Source organism: Helicobacter sp. 23-1044 (assembly GCF_053654695.1).
On the sequence record NZ_JBSIUQ010000001.1, the window covers coordinates 261,861 to 284,166 of the forward strand.

Annotated in this window: 27 protein-coding genes; 4 read left to right on the forward strand and 23 right to left on the reverse strand. The window is 41.3% G+C overall.

What is annotated here, in order from left to right; genetic code table 11:
• Positions 1 to 4: 4 nt before the first annotated feature.
• From ACWIUD_RS01620 to ACWIUD_RS01640, 5 genes are read right to left on the reverse strand one after another with little or no spacing between them, the layout of a single operon-like run.
• Positions 5 to 1,480, reverse strand: a complete 1,476-nt coding sequence (locus tag ACWIUD_RS01620; protein WP_454146045.1) for a GGDEF domain-containing protein — start codon at positions 1,478 to 1,480, stop codon at positions 5 to 7.
• Entirely contained in the window at positions 1,480 to 2,733 is a 1,254-nt protein-coding gene (locus tag ACWIUD_RS01625; protein WP_454146047.1) for an EAL domain-containing protein, read from the reverse strand. The genes ACWIUD_RS01620 and ACWIUD_RS01625 overlap by 1 nt, the downstream gene beginning before the upstream one ends.
• On the reverse strand, positions 2,730 to 3,086 hold the full coding sequence (locus ACWIUD_RS01630) for a hypothetical protein (protein WP_454146049.1): 357 nt from the start codon (positions 3,084 to 3,086) through the stop codon (positions 2,730 to 2,732). The genes ACWIUD_RS01625 and ACWIUD_RS01630 overlap by 4 nt, the downstream gene beginning before the upstream one ends.
• A complete protein-coding gene (locus ACWIUD_RS01635; protein ID WP_454146051.1) occupies positions 3,022 to 3,306 on the reverse strand; it encodes a hypothetical protein in 285 nt (94 codons plus the stop codon). Before ACWIUD_RS01635 ends, ACWIUD_RS01630 begins: the two co-directional genes overlap by 65 nt.
• A 27-nt stretch (positions 3,307 to 3,333) precedes the next feature.
• The gene (locus ACWIUD_RS01640) at positions 3,334 to 3,465 is read right to left on the reverse strand and encodes a hypothetical protein (RefSeq protein ID WP_454146053.1); all 132 of its coding nucleotides are present in this window, start codon (positions 3,463 to 3,465) and stop codon (positions 3,334 to 3,336) included.
• 57 nt (positions 3,466 to 3,522) lie between these two features.
• Between ACWIUD_RS01640 and ACWIUD_RS01645 the strand changes: the two genes are divergently transcribed.
• Positions 3,523 to 3,774 carry a hypothetical protein gene (locus ACWIUD_RS01645; RefSeq protein WP_454146055.1) on the forward strand — a complete coding sequence of 84 codons (252 nt, stop codon included), beginning with the start codon at positions 3,523 to 3,525 and terminating at the stop codon, positions 3,772 to 3,774.
• Between the two features lie 16 nt (positions 3,775 to 3,790).
• On the opposite strand, the gene ACWIUD_RS01650 is transcribed toward ACWIUD_RS01645, so the two are convergent.
• The 14 genes from ACWIUD_RS01650 to ACWIUD_RS01715 all read right to left on the reverse strand — a co-directional run bounded on the left by ACWIUD_RS01650 (position 3,791) and on the right by ACWIUD_RS01715 (position 13,658).
• The gene (locus ACWIUD_RS01650; protein ID WP_454146057.1) at positions 3,791 to 3,952 is read right to left on the reverse strand and encodes a hypothetical protein; all 162 of its coding nucleotides are present in this window, start codon (positions 3,950 to 3,952) and stop codon (positions 3,791 to 3,793) included.
• Between the two features lie 91 nt (positions 3,953 to 4,043).
• Entirely contained in the window at positions 4,044 to 4,304 is a 261-nt protein-coding gene (locus tag ACWIUD_RS01655; protein WP_454146059.1) for a hypothetical protein, read from the reverse strand.
• Complete coding sequence (gene hisG / locus ACWIUD_RS01660; protein ID WP_454146061.1) at positions 4,276 to 4,887, reverse strand: ATP phosphoribosyltransferase; 612 nt, start codon at positions 4,885 to 4,887, stop codon at positions 4,276 to 4,278. The genes ACWIUD_RS01655 and hisG overlap by 29 nt, the downstream gene beginning before the upstream one ends.
• The gene (locus ACWIUD_RS01665; protein ID WP_454146063.1) at positions 4,884 to 5,504 is read right to left on the reverse strand and encodes a type III pantothenate kinase; all 621 of its coding nucleotides are present in this window, start codon (positions 5,502 to 5,504) and stop codon (positions 4,884 to 4,886) included. Before ACWIUD_RS01665 ends, hisG begins: the two co-directional genes overlap by 4 nt.
• A gap of 2 nt (positions 5,505 to 5,506) precedes the next feature.
• Positions 5,507 to 6,499, reverse strand: coding sequence for a hypothetical protein (locus tag ACWIUD_RS01670; protein ID WP_454146065.1), 993 nt, complete (start codon positions 6,497 to 6,499; stop codon positions 5,507 to 5,509).
• Positions 6,496 to 7,122, reverse strand: a complete 627-nt coding sequence (locus ACWIUD_RS01675; protein ID WP_454146067.1) for a hypothetical protein — start codon at positions 7,120 to 7,122, stop codon at positions 6,496 to 6,498. Before ACWIUD_RS01675 ends, ACWIUD_RS01670 begins: the two co-directional genes overlap by 4 nt.
• Positions 7,119 to 8,171 carry a hypothetical protein gene (locus ACWIUD_RS01680; protein WP_454146069.1) on the reverse strand — a complete coding sequence of 351 codons (1,053 nt, stop codon included), beginning with the start codon at positions 8,169 to 8,171 and terminating at the stop codon, positions 7,119 to 7,121. The genes ACWIUD_RS01675 and ACWIUD_RS01680 overlap by 4 nt, the downstream gene beginning before the upstream one ends.
• On the reverse strand, positions 8,152 to 8,580 hold the full coding sequence (dut, locus tag ACWIUD_RS01685) for a dUTP diphosphatase (protein ID WP_454135800.1): 429 nt from the start codon (positions 8,578 to 8,580) through the stop codon (positions 8,152 to 8,154). The genes ACWIUD_RS01680 and dut overlap by 20 nt, the downstream gene beginning before the upstream one ends.
• Entirely contained in the window at positions 8,577 to 9,062 is a 486-nt protein-coding gene (greA, locus tag ACWIUD_RS01690) for a transcription elongation factor GreA (protein ID WP_454146071.1), read from the reverse strand. The genes dut and greA overlap by 4 nt, the downstream gene beginning before the upstream one ends.
• Before the next feature lie 9 nt (positions 9,063 to 9,071).
• Positions 9,072 to 9,854 carry a tetratricopeptide repeat protein gene (locus ACWIUD_RS01695; RefSeq protein ID WP_454146073.1) on the reverse strand — a complete coding sequence of 261 codons (783 nt, stop codon included), beginning with the start codon at positions 9,852 to 9,854 and terminating at the stop codon, positions 9,072 to 9,074.
• Positions 9,855 to 9,902: 48 nt separating this feature from the next.
• A complete protein-coding gene (locus ACWIUD_RS01700) occupies positions 9,903 to 12,224 on the reverse strand; it encodes a hypothetical protein (RefSeq protein WP_454146075.1) in 2,322 nt (773 codons plus the stop codon).
• Positions 12,221 to 12,745, reverse strand: coding sequence for a nickel-binding protein Mua (mua, locus tag ACWIUD_RS01705; protein ID WP_454135807.1), 525 nt, complete (start codon positions 12,743 to 12,745; stop codon positions 12,221 to 12,223). The genes ACWIUD_RS01700 and mua overlap by 4 nt, the downstream gene beginning before the upstream one ends.
• On the reverse strand, positions 12,742 to 13,095 hold the full coding sequence (gene hypA / locus ACWIUD_RS01710; protein WP_454135809.1) for a hydrogenase/urease nickel incorporation protein HypA: 354 nt from the start codon (positions 13,093 to 13,095) through the stop codon (positions 12,742 to 12,744). Before hypA ends, mua begins: the two co-directional genes overlap by 4 nt.
• Positions 13,095 to 13,658 (reverse strand): DedA family protein, encoded by a 564-nt coding sequence (locus ACWIUD_RS01715; RefSeq protein ID WP_454146077.1) that lies wholly within the window; start codon positions 13,656 to 13,658, stop codon positions 13,095 to 13,097. Before ACWIUD_RS01715 ends, hypA begins: the two co-directional genes overlap by 1 nt.
• 162 nt (positions 13,659 to 13,820) lie before the next feature.
• Here ACWIUD_RS01715 and ACWIUD_RS01720 point away from each other — a divergent pair, with 162 nt between their 5' ends.
• The 3 genes from ACWIUD_RS01720 (at position 13,821) to flgG (ending at position 19,215) form a co-directional block, all read left to right on the forward strand.
• Positions 13,821 to 17,411: a type IIG restriction enzyme/methyltransferase gene (locus ACWIUD_RS01720; protein WP_454146079.1), complete on the forward strand. Its 3,591-nt coding sequence runs from the start codon at positions 13,821 to 13,823 to the stop codon at positions 17,409 to 17,411.
• A gap of 143 nt (positions 17,412 to 17,554) precedes the next feature.
• Positions 17,555 to 18,394 carry a flagellar hook-basal body protein gene (locus ACWIUD_RS01725; RefSeq protein ID WP_454146081.1) on the forward strand — a complete coding sequence of 280 codons (840 nt, stop codon included), beginning with the start codon at positions 17,555 to 17,557 and terminating at the stop codon, positions 18,392 to 18,394.
• A gap of 29 nt (positions 18,395 to 18,423) precedes the next feature.
• Positions 18,424 to 19,215 carry a flagellar basal-body rod protein FlgG gene (gene flgG, locus ACWIUD_RS01730; protein ID WP_454146083.1) on the forward strand — a complete coding sequence of 264 codons (792 nt, stop codon included), beginning with the start codon at positions 18,424 to 18,426 and terminating at the stop codon, positions 19,213 to 19,215.
• 3 nt (positions 19,216 to 19,218) lie between these two features.
• On the opposite strand, the gene ACWIUD_RS01735 is transcribed toward flgG, so the two are convergent.
• The 4 genes from ACWIUD_RS01735 to ACWIUD_RS01750 all read right to left on the reverse strand — a co-directional run bounded on the left by ACWIUD_RS01735 (position 19,219) and on the right by ACWIUD_RS01750 (position 22,306).
• Positions 19,219 to 19,392: a hypothetical protein gene (locus ACWIUD_RS01735; protein WP_454146085.1), complete on the reverse strand. Its 174-nt coding sequence runs from the start codon at positions 19,390 to 19,392 to the stop codon at positions 19,219 to 19,221.
• Positions 19,393 to 19,551: 159 nt separating this feature from the next.
• On the reverse strand, positions 19,552 to 20,052 hold the full coding sequence (locus ACWIUD_RS01740) for a hypothetical protein (protein WP_454146087.1): 501 nt from the start codon (positions 20,050 to 20,052) through the stop codon (positions 19,552 to 19,554).
• Positions 20,053 to 20,218: 166 nt separating this feature from the next.
• Complete coding sequence (flhB, locus tag ACWIUD_RS01745) at positions 20,219 to 21,289, reverse strand: flagellar biosynthesis protein FlhB (RefSeq protein WP_454146089.1); 1,071 nt, start codon at positions 21,287 to 21,289, stop codon at positions 20,219 to 20,221.
• Positions 21,290 to 22,306 carry an NTP transferase domain-containing protein gene (locus tag ACWIUD_RS01750; RefSeq protein WP_454146091.1) on the reverse strand — a complete coding sequence of 339 codons (1,017 nt, stop codon included), beginning with the start codon at positions 22,304 to 22,306 and terminating at the stop codon, positions 21,290 to 21,292.

The window sequence follows — 22,306 nt, forward strand, 5'->3', positions numbered from 1 at the left end:
CCTTTTAGTCGAAAAATAAATTGACTTTGTGTCGCTTTTTTTCTTTATACATTAGTGCGTCTGCTTCGATTATGCAGTCTTGGATATTTGCGCCACTGCGATATTCAATCACGCCCTTGCTTACGCTGATTGTGTATGGAAACTTGCCTTTTACATTTTTGTTGTCAAAATCGCTTTGGATTGCCTTCCAAATGCGCTCAATATCGCTCATCTTGCGATTTATGAAAATAATCAAAAATTCATCTCCGCCGATGCGGATTATCATCTCATCTTTTTTAATATGCGATTTTATCGTGGCAATGGTGATTGAGATGAGTTCATCGCCAAATTTATGTCCTAATTTATCATTCGTCTTTTTTAGATTATCAATATCCACTAGGCAAATATGAAGAGAGTTGAAAAATCGCCTAAAAAATATCCCCCTTACAAAAAAGCGATTTAGCGCACTTTTATTTGCCAAACTATAAAAATGCGTAAGTTTTTCTAATAGTTGAAATCCGCGTCTGCGATTATATGCGCCGGTGAGCTGGTCGGTGTTTACAAGCAGACTATTTTTAATCCGCCCGATGATGATAATATACATCACAACGCTTGTAAATGTTATGAAAAAATATCCAATAATCCAATATGAAATCCTATCTTTGAAATCCACATATTTCACAAACGCACGAATGCTATCGATGTGATATGGACTATCTTTTTTATCAATCGTCATCATCGATAAAAAATACAAATCCCCCGTTTCGATTACAAATTCATTTACCTTTTTCTCCGGCACGAGCAGTTTATATGTGAAAAGCGCAGAATCTGTCCTAAACTGCCCTTCATTTTTTTCCTGTATTTTTTCCCACTCTTTTGGATATAAAAATCCAAATGTTTTATTCCCCAAATAAATGCTGTTTATATCGCTATTATTTAGCACAAAACTATCTTGCGAGATAAGATACATATCGCTAATATCGATAAACGCATTCACATCCAAATATCCTACGATATATCCTTCAATTGCGCCATTTGTGACGATTGGATAACTCAAAATGCGGTAAGTTGTAAGCGTGTGTGTGTCATAAAGAATGGTGGATTTTATGGTTTGCGTTTTTTTATGTGGTTTGAAAGTAAAGATTTTCGCTAGATTTGGGTTGTTTGAGTAGATGAACTTCCCATCATTATTCATAATACCGACAAAATCATACATCACACTTTTTGGCAAAAACTTAATCAACTTCTCTTTATCGCTTTTGTAAATATGCTCCAATAATCGCGCAGTGTCTATAAAATATCGCAATTGACGGAAATTCACAGATTCTGCGATATTTGTCGTGCGGGAAATGTGAGTGGATATCAACTGCTCTTTGCGGTTTAGCTCCGCCTTAATTGCGTCAGTTCGATTTATGTAAAATAAAATCAAATAAAAAATCGTAAATGCCGTTAGGATAAACATTAAAATATGAATATATTGCCTTGCGATTGAGCGTCTCATTATGCGCCTTTTGTGATGGGATTGCTGATTGCTTCGCCGATGAAAAATCCTTGCGAAAATTCAATGCCTAGATTCTGCGTTAGATTCTGCGTGACTTTTGAGTGCACGTGCTCGGCAATGCACTGCACGCCGATATTTCGCGCAAACTCCGTAACCGAGCGGACGATTTTGTGACTGATGGGATTTGCGTCCATATTTTTGATAAATCGCCCATCGATTTTTATGTAGTCAATTTGCATTTTGATTAACCGCCCAAAGTTTGAGTTTGCATACCCAAAGTCATCCACCGCGATTTTAAATCCCATATCTTTCAAAATCAAAATATTGTTAATTATCAAATCATCATCATCAAACTCAATATCTTCAAGCAACTCAATAATTATGCGTTTTGGGTTAATGCCGTGCTTTTTGCAACGATTGCGGATATAGTCAATCATCTGCGTATCGCGGATGTCCTCTTCTGTGATATTGATTGAAAACTCAAAATTATTTTTTGAAAAAGTTTGAAAACTATGATTTATAATCGAATATGTAATACTTCGCATAAATCCCATTCTCCGCACTTGCTCCAAAAAATCAAATGGATACAAAACTCTATCATTTTTCTCATCAAGCAGTCTTGCCAAGCACTCAAATTTCGTCACTTTTTGCAAAGCATTATCGAAAATCGGTTGATAAAATGGGATGATATTTCCACTCTGCACGGCATTTTTTATAAGTGCGTTATACTCAATCTCTTTGCTTTGCTGCTCTTTGAAAATCTCATCATTTATATCCAAAAAATACACTTTTGAAAATAACTTTTTGGCATATTTAATCGCGCTAAACGCCTTTGGCATAATGATATCCGCCCCACCAATCACAAGTCCGCTAGAAATCGTCACATCCACTTCACTTAAATTCGTGCAGGACTTTCGCTCGATTATTAGCGTCTTTAAAATATGCGCAAATTCGATGCCTCGCCTCGCATCCACCTCGCCAAACAAAATGCAATATTTATCATCAGAAATTTGGAAAAACTTCGCCCCCAAAGGCAAGATTTCATTTATCACACCCAAAATCTCTTCACCTGCTTTTGTCACGATATTTGGCGCATAGATGGAAAACCACTCATCCAAATCCTCCATCTCAAAAAGTAGCAGCATTACTTCCTTATCGCGCGGATAGTCCGCCAAATAATGCAGCAACGCCTGCCTATCAAACAAATAATCAAAAAATTCTCGCCCTTTTACGCCCTGCCTAAATGGTATCATTCTAACGCCTTATTTAAAAGATTGCTTTCTAACTCTTGAAATCGCATTCGCATCGCATCAACTTGCTCTTTTTGGATGGGTTGCTGTGTGTTATTATAACTATTTGTAGATGAATTTTGCGACTTTTTTGCAGAATCTTTTGGCGGATTCTGCGAATTTTTAAGATTTGGCGGAATTTCGCCCGCAGGCATTTTGATGAATTTATCCTCATAATTTTTCCCCTCGCCCCTATGGCGGATGAAAATATCGCCACTTATATTGTTGTAAATGTAAGTGTCCTCGCCATCATTAAACATCACCCACGCGCCAAATAAATGCGTCCAAACCACCGCCACAAAAATCAATATTTTCATAATGTTCCTCCAAAGATTCTGCGAAATTCCCTTGCGCCGTCATTGCGAGATTTTGCGTAGCAAAATCGTGGCAATCCATTATTTTGTCATTTTGAGCCGTAGGCGAAAAATCTCTTTTGTTTTGAGATATTTCGCTTCGCTCAGTATGACAAGATTTATTAGATTCTGCGATTTTATCACAAAATGCAGAATCTGCCAAAAGATTCTGCGAAATTTGCATAAGATTCTGCGAATTTCACTTGCGCCGTCATTGCCTACGCCATTTTTCCGTCATTGCGAGATTTGGCAACGCCAAATCGTGGCAATCCATTTTGTCATTCTCGCGCGAAGTCGAAATGCGAAGCGAAGAATCTCTTTTTAGATTCTGCGATTTTATCACAAAATGCAGAATCTAGCAAATTCTCCCCCTCCCAAATGCGCACGGGGGATTAAGTGGGTGGGTAGATTCTGCGAATTTTGCGTAAGATTCTGCGAATTTCACTTGCGCCGTCATTGCCTACGCCCTTTTTCTGTCATTGCGAGATTTTGCGAATTTTCGCTTTCCATTTCGTCATTGCGAGATTTGGCAACGCCAAATCGTGGCAATCCATTTTGTCATTCTGAGCGTAGCACAAAGTGCGAAGCGAAGAATCTCTTTTTTTTAAATTATGAGATACTTCGCTACGCTCAGTATGACAAAATTGATTAGATTCTGCGTTTTGCGCTTAAATCGCAGAATCTGCGAGATTTTCGCCGTTTTGTCCCTTTGATTCACTTGAATCTTCTCGCAAAAAGGGCTGCACCCCCCTCCCCGCTCCCCCTACTCGCCAAAAAGAAGCCGCTTTTTCGCTTTTAGGGGGAGTGCCTCGCTTTTCCGCTTCTAGCAAAAAATCGGCACTCGCACTACTGCTCGTTTGCTCCCGATTTTTTGCACCACGAAGCGGGCGAGTTTTGGGTGCTTCGCACGATTGATTTTTATCATTTTTTGCTATCGCAAAAATTATGGATTGCCACGCTCGCTTCGCTCACTCGCAATGACGAATATATTTTTCCTCCCTTGCGGAGAAAATTCCCAAAAATTCCCCCTCCCTTGCGGAGGGGGATTAAGGGGGTGGGTAGTTTTAGATTCTGCATTCGCAGAATCTCGCAATGACGGATTTTTTGCATTAGATTCTGCGTTTTTTGTGCGTTCGCAGAATCTAAAAACAAATCATCTCTTTGCATTTTCCAATTTCTCATATAAGTCCAAAATCTCCCTTTTTTTCGCGTAAAAACTATTTTGATTTGCGATTAAATACGCGCTTGACTCCATAATAACTTCATCGACTTTTAGATTGTGCTGTTTCATCGTGCTTCCGGTTTCCACAATATCCACGATTGCATCCGCCAATCCCACAAGTGGCGCAAGTTCAATCGAACCATAAAGTTTTATAATCTCTGTCGCCACCGCCTTTTTGGAGAAAAATTCGCGAGTTATGTTTGGCATTTTGGTAGCGATTTTAATCTGCGGTTTGTTAAAGTCCAAAACTTCGCCATTTTTTGAACCAAGCACAACCTTGCATTTGCCGATTTCCAAATCCAAAAGGCGAATAATATCGCATTTATTTTCCTCCAAAACATCCAATCCCACAATGCCTAAATCCGCCGCTTGGTGCAAAACATAACTTGGCACATCTTGATTTCGCACGAGCAAAAAGCGAAAATCGCCCTTTTGCAAAATGAGTTTCCTATCCAAAAAGCAAAATTCATCATCAAATATCCGCCCAATCATCGCCAAAACTTCATCTGCGATTCTGCCCTTTGGCAGTGCGATTGTAGTCATCTTTTCCCCTTGTTTATTGCTTTTGTCATCCCTTTGAAAATTAGCGTGCTATCAAAAATCGCATTGCTAAAAAACTGCGCTAAAAATTTCCCATCGCCCCCTGTGAAATAAATCGCAGAATCTTTTGCAATATCGCCAATATTTAGCACAATGCTTTTTAGCGTCCCGTAACTAATCGCATCTCGCGTATTTTGCGGAATGCAATCAAGCGAAACACCTAAATTAAAATCAACGCTCAGCACCTCGATTTTTGAAAACATTCTTTTATAACTCTCAATGCCGGGCATTATATATCCGCCCAAATGCACTCCCTTGCGGATGATATCAATTGTGATGGCACTTCCGGCATCCACTATTATGCCCTCATCCACGCCAAAGCACGCCGCCTTTCTATCAATCCCCAAACCTTCATAAATCGTATCAAGCGCAATCAGCGGGGCGATATTTTCGCAATTATTGTGCGTTTCTAATAACTTTTTTTCACTTCTAGGATTTACGGAAATGTAGTAAATGCGGTAATTTTCATTTTTTTTGGTTAGGGCGTTAAATCCCTCTTTCCAAACTCTGCCTTTGTAATAAAAGTGAAAAAATGAGTTCCCAATATCGCACAAAAGCATCGCTACTTCACTTTTATGATTTTGTTATCATAATAGATGATTTTATCAGTCGCAAAACTGCTTTTATACGCGCCAATGTTGATTTTATAAATGCTATCGCTAAAATCTTTTGGATGGATTTTTATCAAAAATCCCTGCGATTCTAATGCGTAAATATATTCATTCACCGTAAGCGAAGATAGCGTGGCAAAGGGGAATTTCTTTTTATTAAGTTCATTTAAAAGCAAATCTAGCATAATCACTTCGCCCTCCAAACTCAAAATATAAATTTTGTCATTTTTATGCAAAATGTCATTGATATTCACCGCGTAATTAAACTCTTTTCCGCTCACTATCGTGCTAACCTTGCTATTTGTCGCGGCGATTAGATTTTCGCCCTTTACGCTTAAATAAATGACATTGCCAAAATAATTTCCCCCGCCTAGCGTAATATTTCGCAGAATCTTATAGTTATTCGCGCTCACCACGAGCAGTCTCGCATCTAACATAGGAAAAATAATCGTAGAATCCAAAAAATACGGCGAGGCATTTTTCGCACTTATGGCATAAACGCTTCCGCCTTTATCGATGAAAAGTTGCTCATTTGTCTTTGTATCCCACAAAATCGCAGTATTATTCGCAAGCACCACCGCCAAAATATCGCCCTTCACACTCGCACTCAACGGCATAAACTCAAATTCAAAACTTTTCAAAATCTTCCCATCACTGCTTAAAAAATGCACACTATTATTGCTGTAATCTCCCACAACTATCGCAGAATCTGCCACATTTAAAAATAAATAGTTTTCATTTAATCTCGCCTCAACAATGCCTTTTTTTGTCACAAGTGCGCCATTTTCCAAAACCGCGCCATTTTTATTTGCCAAAATAATATCGCTTGGCAGTTTGTCATAAATCTCAAATTCGCCACTTATCATTTCCTTTTGTGGCGTGAAATATTGCTTTTCGCTGCACCCAAAAAACAAAAGCGCAATCGCCAAAAAAACTATTTTCATTTATGTTCCTTATGCAAGTTGATTGTCGAGTGGTAGAGCAAATCCACCAATTCTTTTAACGTAGAATCGCTTGGGATAGCACTTAAAATATTTTTCGCCTCGCTAATTTTGCCATCTTTTAGCAAGAGATATGCTTCCTGCACTTTGGCAAAATCGCCGATGGCAAACTTCCCGCTTTTGCTTAGATTTTCCACATCTCGCTCAAAAGAGGCGAAATGATAGTTCGCCAAAAACTGCGCCAAATCGCTTTCATTTGCGTTTTTCTTGTCCGCATTTTGCGCGACTTCTTGCAGTTGCGCGATATTGCCATTATTTAGCGCGTCTTTTAGCAAAAATAATTCATATAAATTTTTATTGCTTTTTTGCAAGTCCGCGCGGAGAGTTTCATCGCTTGGATTTTCAAGCAGTTTTTCCAAAATCGCACTTGATTTTTTTGCATTAGATTCTGCGATATAATTTTTTATCCCAAGCACAGCAAACAGCGCAATTACCGCAATTACCGCGCCCCAAATAATATGCCGATACCGCCGATACAAAATCTCTAATTTAAACGCACCTTCGATGATTTTCTCATCACTGCTAAATTCATTTTTTATGAAATTTAGATTATTTTTTATGCTCATTTTAGTTCCTTAAATGTGATTTTTGGATTCTGCGTTTTTGTGGCAGATTCTGCAATTTGTTCCCCCTCCCTTGCGGAGGTTTTCGCCTTTTGTTCCCCCTCCCTTGCGGAGGGGGTTAGGGGGTGGGTATTTTTTGTATTAGATTCTGCGTTGAGATTCTGCGATTCTGTGCTAGATTCTGCGTTTTTTTGGATTTTTTCCGTCATTGCGAGAAGTCGCGCGTTTAAGTGCGACTTCGTGGCAATCCAAAAATCCCCCTCCCTTGCGGAATTTGAATCGAATCGTTCCCCCTCCCTTGCGCTAGGGTGGCGCAGGGGGTGGGTAATTTGCGAATTAGATTCTGCGTTGAGATTCTGCGATTCTGTGCTAGATTCTGCGTTTTTTTGTATTTTTTTCGTCATTGCGAGATTTGACGAAGTCAAATCGTGGCAATCCAAATTAAAATCTAATTCGTGCGAAGCACCCTTAATCTCGCCCGCTTCGTGGTGCAAAAAATCGGGAGCAAACGAGCAGTAGTGCGAGTGCCGATTTTTTGCTAGAAGCGGAGAAAGCGAGGCACTCCCCCTAAAAGCGAAAAGCGGCAGCTTTTGGCGCGTAGGGGGAGCGGGGTGGGGGGTGCAGCCCTTTTGCGAAAAAATAAGAGACTTTGAAATAGGTTTTGGCGATAGATTCGCAGAATCGCAGAATCTAAAAAGAGATTTTTCGCTTTGCTCAAAATGACAAATTGATTTGGATTGCCACGATTCTGCGTTAAACGCAGAATCTCGCAATGACAAAGTATTCGCAAAAATTCCCGTGCGAGTCGCAGAATCTAAATTCGCAGAATCTGTATTATGGATTGCCACGCTCGCTTCACTCACTCGCAATGACGAATTGAGCGCAGATTCTGCGATTTTTATGAGATTCTGCGATTTTGCGATAAAGTCGCTGTTTTTCGCACGATTCGCAAAATCTGCCAAACTCTTCCATAAAAGCAAAAAAGGCGCAGTGTCCCATAAAGACACATTAAGCGTCCCAAACGGCGCACACCTAAATCCCCGTGCTACCAAATCCGCCCTCCCCTCTTTTCGTAGAATCTAGCTCATCGCTTAACGCAAAGTCCGCCAAAAACACCTGCGCCAAAACCGCCTGCGCGATTCTATCGCCCTTTTTTATCTCAAACTTTTCTTTGCCAAAATTAAACAAAATCACCATAATTTCCCCGCGATAGTCGCTATCAATCGTGCCGGGCGTGTTTAAAACGCTAATGCCGTTTTTAAACGCAAGTCCGCTTCGTGGGCGCACCTGCACTTCGTAACCTTGCGGGATTTCAAAGGCAAGTCCCGTTTTCACCGCGCAAAATCCGCCGGGCAAAATCTCGCTAGATTCTACGCTATGCAAGTCAAATCCCGCAGCACCCGCACTTTGATACTTTGGCAAAATCGCAGAATCTACCAATTTTTTCACCTTTATTTTCACAGCTCAATCTCCCTATAAAAAATCTCCGCAATCTCAAATTCACTCTCACCGCGTGGCAGTTTGATACTCACCTCATCGCCCACACTTTTCCCAATGATACTTTTTGCAATGGGCGAGTGAAAGGAAATGTAGCCCTTCTCCGGCGCACTTTCATACGAACCTACAATCGTATATTCAAATTCCTTTTCGCTCTCAACCTCCACTAACCGCACCGTGCTCCCAAAGCTAACGCTTTTATGCGCGCTCTTTGATGGGTCGATAATCTTAATATTCGCCAAAATCTCGCTCAGCTCGGCAATCCGCGCTTCGATAAACGCCTGCTTCTCGCGCGCCGCGTGATATTCGGCATTTTCCTTCAAGTCGCCGTGTGAGCGCGCGATATCAATCTCTTTTACGATATTTGGTCGCTCAACCTCTTTTAATTCCTTTAATTTCGCGCAAATCGCGTTGTATCCGCGCTCAGTCATTGGCTCTTGTCGCATTTTTGTCCCTTATTTGATTTTCGCTAAATTCTCGCAACTTGGCTTGTATCCGCTATCACACGCCTTTTTAAAGAGTGCCTGTGCTTTCTTTTTATCGCGTTTTATACCACCCTCATCGTTGTTGTAAATCACGCCCAAATTATTGCACCCCTGCATTTTCCCGCCATCGCACACTTGCTTAAATAGCGAAAAACTTTGCTTTACATCGCGCTTAACGCCATCTCCGCGATAATATTTCACGCCAAGCACATAGCATCCATCAAGCGATTTTAAATCACACGCCTTTTTGGCAAACGCCACGCCAAGCGCATAATCGCCCAAATCATCGCCATAAATTTCAGCAATATTCGCGCAAGATTTTGCGTCCTTATTTTGGCAGGGTTCAAGTAGCGATTTTATCGCATCTATTGCTTGTTTTGGGGACTTTTTTGGTTTTTTCGCTTCTTTTGTGCTGTCTTTTACGGGAGACTTTTTTTCTAGTGGATTTTTCGCAGAATCTGCGCTTTGTCCGCCCTTATTTGTGGAGGGGGCAAGTGTTTGTGTCGCAGAATCTGCCCCACACTCATCAATCGCGCAAGTCTCACTTGGCGCAGAATCCATCGCATTTGGCGTAAAATCCGCAGATTCTGAGCCTTGCGGTGCTTGTGGCAGTGGCATTTCCAAATCCTCCACTATTTGACTTCCACCGCCAAATCCCACAAGTGAGAGCAAACTATCCTTATACAAAAACCCCGCAACGCCCAGCACCACAACTAAAACAACCGCATAAATTATCTTCTTTTTTGACTCCATCTCTACTTCCTTCACAAAAATTTATGAGATTTATAGCATAAATTTCATTTATAAATCATAAAGCAGTTTTGCAACCGCCTGTGCGCTACCTTTTTGCAAGTATTTTCGCAGTGCAATAGATTTTTGCAAAAATTCATCTTTATTCGCAGAATCTAGCGCATTTAGCAGATTTTCCGCGCTCATCTCATCCTGCACCAATTCCGTGTGAAACGCAGAATCTTCCGCGATTTTCTCATACAAAATATTCGCCAAACCAATGTATTTGATTTTCAAAAAGCACCTCGCGATAAACGCCTCAAATGCGCGAGTTTTATACCCAAGCACAAATGGCGTCCCAATGAGCGCGCACTCCAAAGTCGCCGTGCCCGAGCAAATAAAGGCAAAATCGCTTTGAAAAAGCGTCCTATGCGCATCAAAACTAATCTCAAAATCGCTCAAATCGCCGTAAATTTCGGCGAGATTCTGCCCTGCGAATTTGTGTGGGATAATCAAATAAAACTTCGGAGCGCGGCGGGGGGAATGCTGATTTTTGTTGCTAGATTCTGCGAATTGTTGATTTTTTTCGTCATTGCAAGATTTGGCAATTTTGGTTTCATTCGCAGAATCTAATGCGTCATTTTCCGTCATTGCGAGATTTTGCGTAGCAAAATCGTGGCAATCCATAGGATTTTTGTCATTCTGAGCGAAGTGCGAAGTGCGAAGCGAAGAATCTCTTTTTAGATTCTGCGATTTTGCGTTAGATTCTGTGTTTTTTATGCGAATCGCAGAATCTGCAATAGTTTCGCTATTTTTATCATTTGATTCGCTTGAATCTTTTCGCAAAAGGGCTGCACCCCCCGCCCCGCTCCCCCTACGCGCCAAAAGCTCACGCTTTTCGCTTTTAGGGGGAGTGCCTCGCTTTTCCGCTTCTAGCAAAAAATCGGCACTCGCACTACTGCAACCTTGAATCCGATTTTTTGCACCACGAAGCGGGCGAGATTCGGGTGCGCTTTGCGCGACTAAATTTTGTTTGGATTGCTTCGTTGTGTTCGCTACGCTCACACTGCCTCGCAATGACGAATCTATTTTAGATTCTGCGAATTGCGCTTGATTTGCAGAATCTGCTCGCTTTTTTAAAATATCCTTTACCTGCCGAAAAATGGGGAAAATGCGCCGAATTTCACTCAATCGACTGCCGGGCATAAAGGCAAAAATCTCGGTAGATTCTGCGTTTTTTGCATAATTCGCAGAATCTAGATTCTGCGATTTTTCCGTCATTGCGAGATTCTGCAAAGCAGAATCGTGGCAATCCACATTAAAATCTAATCCGTGCGAAGCACCCTTAATCTCGCCCGCTTCGTGGTGCAAAAAATCGGATTCAAGGTTGCAGTAGTGCGAGTGCCGATTTTTTGCTAGAAGCGGATTAAGCGAGGCTCTCCCCCCTAAAAGCGAAAAAGCGGCTGCTTTTTGGCGCGTAGGGGGGAGCGGGGTAGGGGGGTGCAGCCCTTTTTGCGAAAAAGAAATGAACTTCAAAAAGTGTTTTGGCGACGGATTCACAGAATCGCAGAATCTAAAATGAGATACTTCGCTTCGCTCAGTATGACATTTTTTTTTGGATTGCTTCGTTGTGGCTTCGCCACTGCCTCGCAATGACGAATCTATTTTGGATTCTGCATTCGCAGAATCGTGGATTGCTTCGGCACTTTGTGCCTCGCAATGACGAAGTGAAGCAGATTCTGCGAGATTTTCGCCGTTTTTTGTATTAGATTCTGTATTCGCAGAATCTCTAAAATATTCTATCTCATCCATCAGCGGATGCCCCACAAACTCCGCTTTTTTCGCATATCTCTCCACCTCAAAGGGCAAAATCGCGCAAAGTTTATCGCAATATCGCTCCACCGCCTTCGCACGCCAAGCCTTCCACGCCCACACCTGCGGGAGAATGTAATACATAATTTTTCTTTGCGGAGCGATTTTTTTAATCTTTTTTGCAAGGGGGAGGTTAAACGAACTGCTATCCATAAGCAAAATTTTATCGGCGGAAATGGCGAGATTTAGGCACTTTTTCCGCAAGTCCAAAAAAAATCGCATTTTTTTCAAAACATCCACAAACCCCATCACGGCGACTTTGTTTATATCGCAGATGGATTTGCCGTTGATTGCGAATGTTTTTTGAGACGCAGAATCTACCCACCCCCTAGCCCCCTCCGCAAGGGAGGGGGGATTTTGAGATTCTGCGTTTTTATAATCTCCCGCACGAGTCGCAGAATCTAAAATATTTTCATCAAAAATCCCGCATAGTTCGACATTTTCATACTTCGCCAATTCCATCAGCAAATATCGCAAATGCACATTTGCCGAGTATTCAAGCGCGCTTACAAATAGCTTCATTTCGCACTTTTATCTTTCAAATCCCTAATTTCTTTCCGCAACTTCGTATTTTCCAAATCGCTATCAACTAACTGCGCCTTTATGGACTTCAACTCCCAGAGGCACTGCAAATATTTCTCCGCAATCTCCCTGCTATACACATCATCGGCGGGATTTGCCTTCACGACAATGCCATCTTTCAAGCGAATATCAACCTTTGCAAGTGGCGTAAGCGGGAGATTTTTCCGCAGGTTATCAATCGAGTCCGGCACGCTCTCCCTAATTTTCTCGCTTCTATCTTTTAGCAATTCTAACTCATCTTTTGCGCTTTTTATTTCCTCTTGCAGTGCCAAATACTCGCTTCGCAAGTCTTTTAGCGCGTTTTGCTCTTTGCTAATGTTGAACTCATAGTCATTTAACTCATCTTTAAACTTCTGCATCTCATTTTCAAAAAACTCGACAATCTGCCACGACTCGCGGATATTTTCGACATTTTGTATAAATCGCTCAAACACACCATCAAACTTTTGATTACCCATCATCCACCTTCCATTTCTAATCTTAGCAAATCTAACTCCATCCCTTTTGCTATCTCAACGCTTCTGCTTCCGCAAAAAATGCAAAGTCCGTATTCTAATCCCTTTGCCTTAAAGTTTGCATTGCAAGTTTGGCAGCGCAACTCAACTGCGATTCTGCGGACTTCTAACGCAGAATCTACGCAAATTTCGCTTTCTTTTTTAAACACCTCAAACGCGCTTTTTAATAACTCCACCTCCACCGCGCTTCGCTCGCCTACGGCGATTGTGATTTTGTGGATTTTCTTTGCGTTATTTTGGCGGGCGTTTTGCTCGCTCAGCTCGATTAAGTGCTGGACTATGGAGTATTCGTGCATTATTTTGTCGCTTTTTTTGCTAGAAAAATGATGATTAAAATCACGCAAATGCCTATTGCCGGGAAAATATAAGGATTTGAATATTTCTCATACAAACGGCGCAAAGTCTCGCCCATCACAAAGGCACTCCCGCCAATCGCCCCCGCCCAAAGAAATGACGCAAGGATATTATACGCCATAAATTTTCTCCCGCTATACTTGCTAAACCCCACAACCATCGGCACTATCGTCTTTATGCCATATAAATATTTGTGAATGAAAATAATCCAAAAGTCAAATTTCTTAATCCAAATGTGGCTTAAAGCAATCTTTCGGCGGTGATTTTTTAGAAATCGCATAACTTCGCTTTTTTGATAGCGCGAGAGATAAAAAAGTGCGGACGAGCCGATGAGATTTGCAAATCCTGCCACAACAATGCAAAGGAAAATATTTAGAGATTCTGCGCTAGAAATTATCCCCGCTGCCAAAAGCGCGACAAATCCCCCGCCAAGCGAGTAAAAAAACAAAATCACATAGCCCCACAAGCCAAGCGATTCGCTTAAAGTTTGCAAAAGTGAATCCATAAAAGTCCTTTGCATAAATTGCATAAAATTACATAAATTTTAAGCGCGGATTTTAGCATAGATTCTGCGAATTTTTGGCATAGATTCTGCAAACTCGCATTTATTGCACGAAAATCGCAGAATCTAATATTTTATGCTACAATTTCGCTTTTTTAAGGACAAATGATGATTACACTAAATCCGCAATATGCGCCATTAGAAATCAAAAGTTTTTTGGGTGGCGATTTGTATTATGGCTCTAAAATCAAGCCCGAGCAGTGCGAAGATTTTCGACAAAAAATCAACGATTATTTGCCCAAATTAGACTTAAATCAAAACGAAGATTATTTAGTCGCAAACGCGCTAAATCCGCTTTTGCAATCGCTAGGATTCACCACCGCAATAAAGCAAAAATCGCAAGGCAGAAGCGAGATTGACTTAATCATCACACAAGAAAACAATCAAGAAAATAATGTCGCTGTGATTTTTGAAGCAAAAAAGCCCCAAAATACCGAAATGATAAGCGCGGACAATCCCAACAAAACCGCATTGCACGAAGCGATTTTGTATTATTTGAGAGAAAAAGAACGCGCGATTTTGCAAGGCAAAAGATTCGAGCTAAAATATATCATCATCACCGATTTTTATGAATTTTTCTTTTTCAAAGAGAGCGAATTTGAGCGCGTTTTTTACAAAGATGAGTTTATAAAAAGCCTTTATTCGCGCTACAAATCGCTAATCAAAAGTGATTTGGCGCACGATTCAAAGCGAAATATCGACTTTTATGACGAGTTAAAGGCGTATTTTGGGGCTGAATCTTTTGGCGCAAATCTAATGCCCTTGCACCTAAATTTGCGAAATATTGCAAATGCCACAGATTCAAGCGATTTTAAGCCCTTTATAAAGGCGTTTGCGCCTGATTTTTTGCTTGATAGATATATCCACAAAGATGAAATCAACGAAGCATTTTATAAAGAATTACTCTACATTTTGGGGCTAAAAACTATCGAATCTGGCAAGGATAGAAACAAAATTATCCCAAATAATGTAAGCGGAACGCTCTATCACAATATCGCTGATTCGCTACCAAATGACGCTGATAAAACGCAAGAAAATATCATCTCACTAATCATCGTGTGGCTTAATCGAATCTTATTTTTAAAGCTGATTGAAGCAAATTTGGTGCGTTTTAGCACAAATAGGATTGACAAAAATGCAAACAAATTTTTAACCAACGCAAACATAAAAGATTTTCAAAGTTTGGAGCATTTGTTTTTTGAAGTTTTTGCAAAATCGCACGACAAGCGCGACAAGGATTCGCCATTTTTTGCCTTGCCATATCTTAACTCATCGCTTTTTTCACCAAGTCAAATCGAGCAAAATCTAATCCACATTCGCGCTTTAAGCAATGACAAAGAGTTGCTTTCATACAAATCGCAAACCAAAATCAACCTTTTGCGCTATCTTTTGGATTTTTTGAATAGCTATGATTTTGGCAGTGGCGAAGAATACGAAGCCGATACGCTCATAAATGCGAGTATTTTAGGCAATGTCTTTGAGCGAATAAACGCCTACAAAGAAGGCTCTTTTTACACGCCAAACGCGATTACAGGCTATATGTGCGAAGTTGGATTGCAAAAAATCGTAGTGCAAAAGTTTAATGAAAGATTCGCGTGGGATTGCGCGAATCTCACTGATTTGCGCATACAAGTGGATAGAAATTTCAACAAACACAAAGATGATTTTTTGCAAATTTTGCGCGAAGTAAAGATTTGCGACCCTGCGGTGGGCAGTGGGCATTTTTTGGTATCCGCCCTAAATGCGATGATAGGGATTTATGACGCACTTGGGCTTATTGAAAATATCGCTTCGGGCAATGTTGCTATTATCGGCGATGAAATCATTGTGCGCGATAGATTGGGGCTAATTTTCACCTATCAAAAACCCCGTGTAAATAGTGAAAATCACAAGATTCAAGTCGCCATTTTTAATCTCAAAAAATCCATAATCGAAAATAATCTCTTTGGCGTGGATATAAATCCAAACTCTGTGGAGATTTGCAAGCTCCGCCTTTGGATAGAATTGCTAAAAAATAGCTATTATTTGGTGGATTCGGCGGAGGGATTTGATGCGAATCTAAGCGATAAGATTCACCAAATGCAAACACTCCCAAACATTGACATAAATATCAAATGCGGCAATTCGCTTTTATCGCGTTTTAGCCTAAATGATTCGCTCCCCACTACGCAAAATATCAAAAATCAAATTAGCGAATACAAAAAGCTCGTTTTTGATTACAAAAACGCCGACAGCGCGATTTTGAAGCCAAACAAAAACGACATAGAAAAAAAGATTGACAATCTAAAAGCGACATTTCGCCTAACGCTAAAAGATTCAAAGACGAAAAAAGAGTTAGAAAAGGCGATAAAAAATCACACCGCGCTTTATGGACTATTTGCTTTGGAGGGCGAATCGCTATTTGTGGGATTGGATTGTGGCATTAGCAATTCATTTGCGGGTGTGAATCTAAACGAAAATGAAAAAAGAGCAGCATTCGCAAGTGCCGCAAATATCAATTTTTTGCGCGACAAATTAGATTCGAATGGCAATGGCTATGGCAACGCATTTGAGTGGCGATTTGAGTTCCCCGAAGTTTTAAATGAAAATGGCGACTTTATGGGCTTTGATTTAGTCATCGGCAATCCGCCCTATGGCGTGGATTTAAGCGCGGAGGATAGGCAAAAATATAAAGCCATCTACAATCTCATCTCTACAAACACAGCGCAACTTTTTATCCTACTTGCCGACAAAATCGCAAGTCAAAACGGCATAAATACCTTTATCGTGCCAAAATCCATTGTCTATGTCGCACAATGGAAGCCACTGCGCGATTTTTTGCAACCAAATCTCTTTTTGCTGACCGATTGTGGCAAGGCGTGGAGCTATGTTTTGCTTGAAATGGTGATTTATGCGATTCGCAAAAATCACAAATATGAATCTTATACAAATACATTTTTGCCACCGCTAAATCAGCCCGTAAATGAGCGAGATTTGGGCATTGTCGTGGATAAGAATCTCATTGATTTATTTGGGCTTTTTGTGAATGGTTTGAGCCAAAAGGAAATCGATTTGGGCGTAAAGATTCGCAATACAGGGGAAATGATGGGGAAATATTGTAAAAATATCGGCGGTTCATCATATCAAAACAAACTAAAAAAGCGTGGCAAACACGCATTTATTGGCGGAAAAGAAATCGGCAGATATGGAATCAAATCTTTTAAAGGATTTTGCAATGATATTTCAAAATTGCCAAATTGCGCTAGAATAGTGCCAAATTCGATTTTGGTGCAAGATATTGTCGCACACATTCAAAACCCAAAACCGCATATAAAAATTATCGCTACATTGCCTGATTCGCAAAAAGTATTTTTACTAAATACGATAAATCAACTTGTATTTACGGAGTTAGATTCGCGCTTTGCTTGGGCACTTTTTAACTCAACTTTGATAAATTGGTATGTTTATAAATTTATCTTTTCAAATTCTATTAGGACAATGCACTTAAACACCACAGCCACCGATAAAATACCGCTCCCAAAACTCACCGCCAAAAATCAAAAAATCACAAATGAAATCATAAATTTAGTGGATAAAATTTTAGCACTAAAAGCGCAAGGCAAAGAAATATCCGCATTTGAATCCAAAATCGATGATTTAATCTACAAACTCTACGCCCTAGATTCGCACGAAATCCAAATCATCGAATCTAAATAATTTTCGTCATTGCTTTGGCGAATCTAGTTTCGCGTAAAGCAATCCACGCACTTTTAGCACAAATCGCGCGAATGGCACGAATCTTGCTTAAAAACTACAAATTTTTTCATATTTTTTTCACATTTTTTTATAGGATTTGATAAATGCTAAATGGATTTTACGGCGCGACAGGCGGTATGATAGCGCAATTTAACCGCCTTGATACCATCTCAAACAACCTTGCAAACGCAAATACGAATGCCTACAAGCGCGATGATGTCGTAATCGGCGACTTTTTGCGCCTTTACCAAGAGTTTAAGCACGAGTTGCCATTGCATAATCACACACGCGAGGCGTCCAAATTTTTAAATCGCACGATAAATCGTGTGCCCGGCGTAGTTGAAGAATACAGCGATATGAGCGTGGGGAGCTTTGAGAAGACGGACAATCCGCTAGATTTGGCACTTAAAAATAAGGACGCATTTTTTGCAATTCTTACCCCAAATGGCGTGAAATACACGCGAGATGGGGCTTTCACGCTAGATAATAACGGCGTCCTTGTAACAAAGCAAGGACACCCCGTGCTTTCACGCGAGGGCATTGATGAGCGTGGCACAATCACCATTGATTTGGCGGTTAGCAATGTTGAGGTGAATCCAAATGGCGATATTTTCGTGCGAAGTATCACAAATGACAGCGTGGGCGTTGCTGAGCCTATCGGTGCGGTTGCGATTGTGAGCTTTGTGAATCCAAAATATTTGAAAAAAATCGGCGACAATCTCTACGAATTGCCAACTGAACGCATAGATGAGCGCGTAAATATCAACGATGACAATGTCGTGGCGAGTGGATTTATCGAAAAAAGCAACATAAATCCTGTGGTAGAGATGACTGCGCTTATCACCACAAACCGCCTTGTGGATATTTATAGCAAGGTGATGAAAACTTATCAAGATGATTTGGCTCCAGAGGCGATAAACAAACTAGCGCAACACAGAGCATAATTTTGGAGCATAAATAAAGGGAGGATAATATGATTCGAGCATTATACACGGCTACTACGGGAATGATAGGAATGCAAACGCAAGTGGATACCACTTCAAACAATATCGCAAATGTCAATACCATCGGCTACAAAAAGCAGCGCGCGGAGTTTGCGGATTTGTTTTACCAGACAATGCAATACGCGGGGACTTCGACAAGCGAGACTACGATTTCGCCAACAGGCATTGAGATGGGGCTTGGTGTGCGAAATGTCGCCATCGCAAAGCATTTCTCGCAAGGCAACCCAAAAGAGACGGAAAATAATTTAGACATCGCAATCACAGGGCGCGGATTTTTTCAAATCGAGTTGCCAGATGGGACGATTGCCTACACGCGCGATGGGAGTTTTAAGCTTGATAACGAGGGCAATATCGTAAATAGCGAGGGTTACCGCCTTGTGCCAAATATCACAATCCCCGAAGACGCCACACACATAAATATCGGCACGGACGGAATTGTAAGCGTGGTGCAGGCGAACTCTACGCAGATAAATACGCTTGGGCAGATTGAAACGACCGTTTTTATAAACCCAGCGGGGCTTCACTCACTAGGCGATAATCTCTACCTAAACACAAATGCTTCGGGTGAGCCGATAAATGGCGTGCCGGGAATGGAGGGATTTGGCGCGCTTCGGCAGGGATTTATTGAGATGAGCAATGTGAAGTTAGTAGAGGAAATGACGGACTTAATCACAGGACAAAGGGCGTATGAGGCAAATTCAAAATCCATCCAAACCGCCGACTCAATGTTGCAAACGATAAATACGCTAAAAAGAGTATAGATTTTAACGCAGAATCTTAAATAAAAAATGCCTTAACACTCCGCAGAATCTCGCGCGAAATTCACAGAATCTAATATAATTCGCAGAATCTGCGATATTTGCTGTCATTGCGAGATTTGACGAAGTCAAATCGTGGCAATCCAAAAATCCCCCATACCTTGCAGAGAAAATTCTCAAAAATCCCCCCTCCCTTGCGGAGGGGGCTAGGGGGTGGGTTTTTTAGATTCTGCATTTAGATTCTGCGTTTTTTATTTGATTCGCAGAATCTGCGAGATTTTTGTCATTTTGTCCCTTTAATTCGCAAAATTTTGGATTGCTTCGTTGTGTTCGTTTCACTCAAACTGCCTCGCAATGACGAAATGAGGCGTTTTTGTCCGTCATTGCGAGATTTTGCGAAGCAAAATCGTGGCAATCCATTGTTAGATTCTGCGTTTTCGTGCAAGATTCTGCGTTTTTTATTTGATTAGCAGAATCTGCGTCATTTTCGCCGTTTTTTGGATTTGATTCGCTTGTTTTTTCTCGCAAAAAGGGCTGCACCCCGCTCCCGCTCCCCCCGACTTCATTTAAATTGTGTTCCCAAAAAGCAGCCGCTTTTTCGCTTTTAGGGGGAGAGCCTCGCTTGTCCGCTTCTAGCAAAAAATCGGCGGTTGCACTACTGCTCGTTTGCTCCCGATTTTTTGCACCACGAAGCGGGCGAGATTTGGTGCTATCGCACGATTGATTTTTATCATTTTTGGATTGCTTCGTTGTTTTCGCTTCGCTCAAACTGCCTCGCAATGACGAAGTGGGGCGTTGTTGTCCGTCATTGCGAGATTTTGCGAAGCAAAATCGTGGCAATCCACAACAAAATTGTCATTCTGAGCCGTAGGCAAAGAATCTCTTTTTAGATTCTGCGATTTTTCGCACGAGATTCTGTGTTTTTATGGCAGATTCTGCGAATTTCAAATGAGGTTCTACGATTTTTCGCACGAGATTCTACGATTTTCACGCAATTTCGCAGAATCTACCTCGCATATCGCCTCATATCCTCATTAAATCCTTCAATCGTTTGAAGCACGCGGATGAGTGCCATCATAAACTCTCGCGGGATAAACTCATCCACTTCCACGAGGCGATACAGTTCGCGCGCAAGTTCCTTATTCTCGCGAATGGGGATATTATTCTCCCTTGCAATCTCTTTTATCCGCACGGCGAGCAAATCCGTCCCCTTTGCCACCACCTGCGGAGGTATGCCCTCTTTCACATCCAAATAAATCGCCACAGCATAATGCGTGGGATTTGTGATGACAACCTTTGCCTTTTTGACGCTTGAAAGCATTTTTGATGATGCCATCTTACGCATCATTTGGCGCACGCGGGCGCGGATTTGCGGGTTTCCTTGCAGTTGTTTGAACTCATCTTTGACTTCTTGCTTTGTCATTTTTAGCGAATTTATATATTGCCTTCGCTTTACAAAATAATCCACAACCGCCATAAAGAAAAACAGCACGAGAAGCGCGGATGCGAGGATTAACGCCTTATCTTTCAGCCACAAAAGTTGCTTAAAAATATTTAGAAACGCAACGCCCTCTAACTCCCTCAAAAATGTCGCAAAGATGAAAAATCCAAGACACAGCGCGATGCCGACTTTTAGCGTGATGAGCGCGCCATCGAGCAGTTTTTTCGCCGAAAAGAGATTTTTTAGTCCATTTATCATATTTATTTTTGAAAATTTTGGAATGATGGTTTTGATGGTAACTAAAAATCCAAACTGCAAAATATTCCCGCCAATGCCGACTAAAATCAACGCCAAAAATATCGGCGCAACGATTAGCAAACTCTCGCCAATCACGCTAAGCGCGAGATTTGCCATCCCGCCACTATCAAAATCCTCTAAATTAAAATCCATCACCAAAATAAATAAATTTCGCACGCGCCCCGCAAGGTAGGGAAGCAGGGCAAAAATCGCGCCAAATCCAAAAAGCAGTGCCAAAAATCCCACGACTTCTTGGGACTTTTTGACATTGCCTTCCTCGCGCGCCTTTTGGAGCTTGTGCTCGCTAGGTAGCTCGGTGCGCTCTTCGCCCTGCGCCATTTACGCGCCTAACGCTTTTAGCGCGACTTTGTAATCGCTAGCTGTGTTGATATTCAAAAACTCCGCCCTGTCGAAAAAAATCGACTTTATGTGGGTAGGAATATTTTGCAATTTAAAGTCGCCTTTTTCAATCATTTGGCGCAGAATCTGCGCTAATGACGCACTCCACACGCCCACCAAATAATGCACATTCAAAGAATCTCTCGCGCAAGTAATCTCATAATCCTTTGAGTTTTTACATAAAATATCGATGGTTTTTGCCCTAATGAGCGGGGAATCGCAGCTTATGAAAAATGCTTTTTTGGATTCTGCGATTAGATTCTGCGAATCCGCAGAATCTGCGGGGTTTGTGGGAGATTCTGCGATTTTTGCAGAATCTGCGGGATTTGCCTTTTGTTCCCCCTCCATTGCGGAGGTTTTCGCCCTTTGTTCCCCCTCCCTTGCGCTAGGGTGGCGCAGGGGGTGGGTAAAATCAAAATTCGCAGAATCTGAAATTTTTGCGGTGGATTCTGCGAATTTCGTGCTAGATTCTGCGGTGGATTCTGCGTCAAAAAGATGATTTAGCGCATTATAAATGCCAAAAATCGGCGCGAAAATATCGCCATTTTCCAAAATAAAAATATCATTTAGATTCTGCGAATCCGCAGAATCTATCAACGACAAATTAGATTCCCCCTCCCTTGCGGAGGTTTTCGCCTTTTGTTCCCCCTCCCTTGCGGAGGGGGTTAGGGGGTGGGTAAAATCAAAATTCGCAGAATCTGCGTTTTTCTCGTTTTCCGCAGAATCTCCCGCCAAATTTATCGCAAAATCCACCAAACTTTTTTTAATATTTTCCCTTTGATTTTCCTTGCACGAAATAAATACCTTTGGGAAAATTTCTTGCATTTTTTTAAATTGATATGCGACTAAACTCGCACCGCCAAAAGGCAAAAAGATTTTAGATTCTGCGTTTTTCGTCTTTATGCGTTTGCTTGCCCCACCGCATAAAATCACGCAAGTATCGATATTTTGCGCCAT

Bases quoted from the DNA above. Each gene is read 5' to 3' on its own strand.
- ACWIUD_RS01620 (WP_454146045.1), bottom strand. From the start codon at position 1,480: ATGAGACGCTCAATCGCAAGGCAATATATTCATATTTTAATGTTTATC.
- ACWIUD_RS01625 (WP_454146047.1), bottom strand. From the start codon at position 2,733: ATGATACCATTTAGGCAGGGCGTAAAAGGGCGAGAATTTTTTGATTAT.
- ACWIUD_RS01630 (WP_454146049.1), bottom strand. From the start codon at position 3,086: ATGAAAATATTGATTTTTGTGGCGGTGGTTTGGACGCATTTATTTGGC.
- ACWIUD_RS01635 (WP_454146051.1), bottom strand. From the start codon at position 3,306: ATGCAAATTTCGCAGAATCTTTTGGCAGATTCTGCATTTTGTGATAAA.
- ACWIUD_RS01655 (WP_454146059.1), bottom strand. From the start codon at position 4,304: ATGAGAAATTGGAAAATGCAAAGAGATGATTTGTTTTTAGATTCTGCG.
- hisG (WP_454146061.1), bottom strand. From the start codon at position 4,887: ATGACTACAATCGCACTGCCAAAGGGCAGAATCGCAGATGAAGTTTTG.
- ACWIUD_RS01665 (WP_454146063.1), bottom strand. From the start codon at position 5,504: ATGCTTTTGTGCGATATTGGGAACTCATTTTTTCACTTTTATTACAAA.
- ACWIUD_RS01670 (WP_454146065.1), bottom strand. From the start codon at position 6,499: ATGAAAATAGTTTTTTTGGCGATTGCGCTTTTGTTTTTTGGGTGCAGC.
- ACWIUD_RS01675 (WP_454146067.1), bottom strand. From the start codon at position 7,122: ATGAGCATAAAAAATAATCTAAATTTCATAAAAAATGAATTTAGCAGT.
- greA (WP_454146071.1), bottom strand. From the start codon at position 9,062: ATGCGACAAGAGCCAATGACTGAGCGCGGATACAACGCGATTTGCGCG.
- ACWIUD_RS01695 (WP_454146073.1), bottom strand. From the start codon at position 9,854: ATGGAGTCAAAAAAGAAGATAATTTATGCGGTTGTTTTAGTTGTGGTG.
- ACWIUD_RS01700 (WP_454146075.1), bottom strand. From the start codon at position 12,224: ATGAAGCTATTTGTAAGCGCGCTTGAATACTCGGCAAATGTGCATTTG.
- mua (WP_454135807.1), bottom strand. From the start codon at position 12,745: ATGATGGGTAATCAAAAGTTTGATGGTGTGTTTGAGCGATTTATACAA.
- hypA (WP_454135809.1), bottom strand. From the start codon at position 13,095: ATGCACGAATACTCCATAGTCCAGCACTTAATCGAGCTGAGCGAGCAA.
- ACWIUD_RS01715 (WP_454146077.1), bottom strand. From the start codon at position 13,658: ATGGATTCACTTTTGCAAACTTTAAGCGAATCGCTTGGCTTGTGGGGC.
- ACWIUD_RS01720 (WP_454146079.1), top strand. From the start codon at position 13,821: ATGATGATTACACTAAATCCGCAATATGCGCCATTAGAAATCAAAAGT.
- ACWIUD_RS01725 (WP_454146081.1), top strand. From the start codon at position 17,555: ATGCTAAATGGATTTTACGGCGCGACAGGCGGTATGATAGCGCAATTT.
- flgG (WP_454146083.1), top strand. From the start codon at position 18,424: ATGATTCGAGCATTATACACGGCTACTACGGGAATGATAGGAATGCAA.
- flhB (WP_454146089.1), bottom strand. From the start codon at position 21,289: ATGGCGCAGGGCGAAGAGCGCACCGAGCTACCTAGCGAGCACAAGCTC.
- ACWIUD_RS01750 (WP_454146091.1), bottom strand. From the start codon at position 22,306: ATGGCGCAAAATATCGATACTTGCGTGATTTTATGCGGTGGGGCAAGC.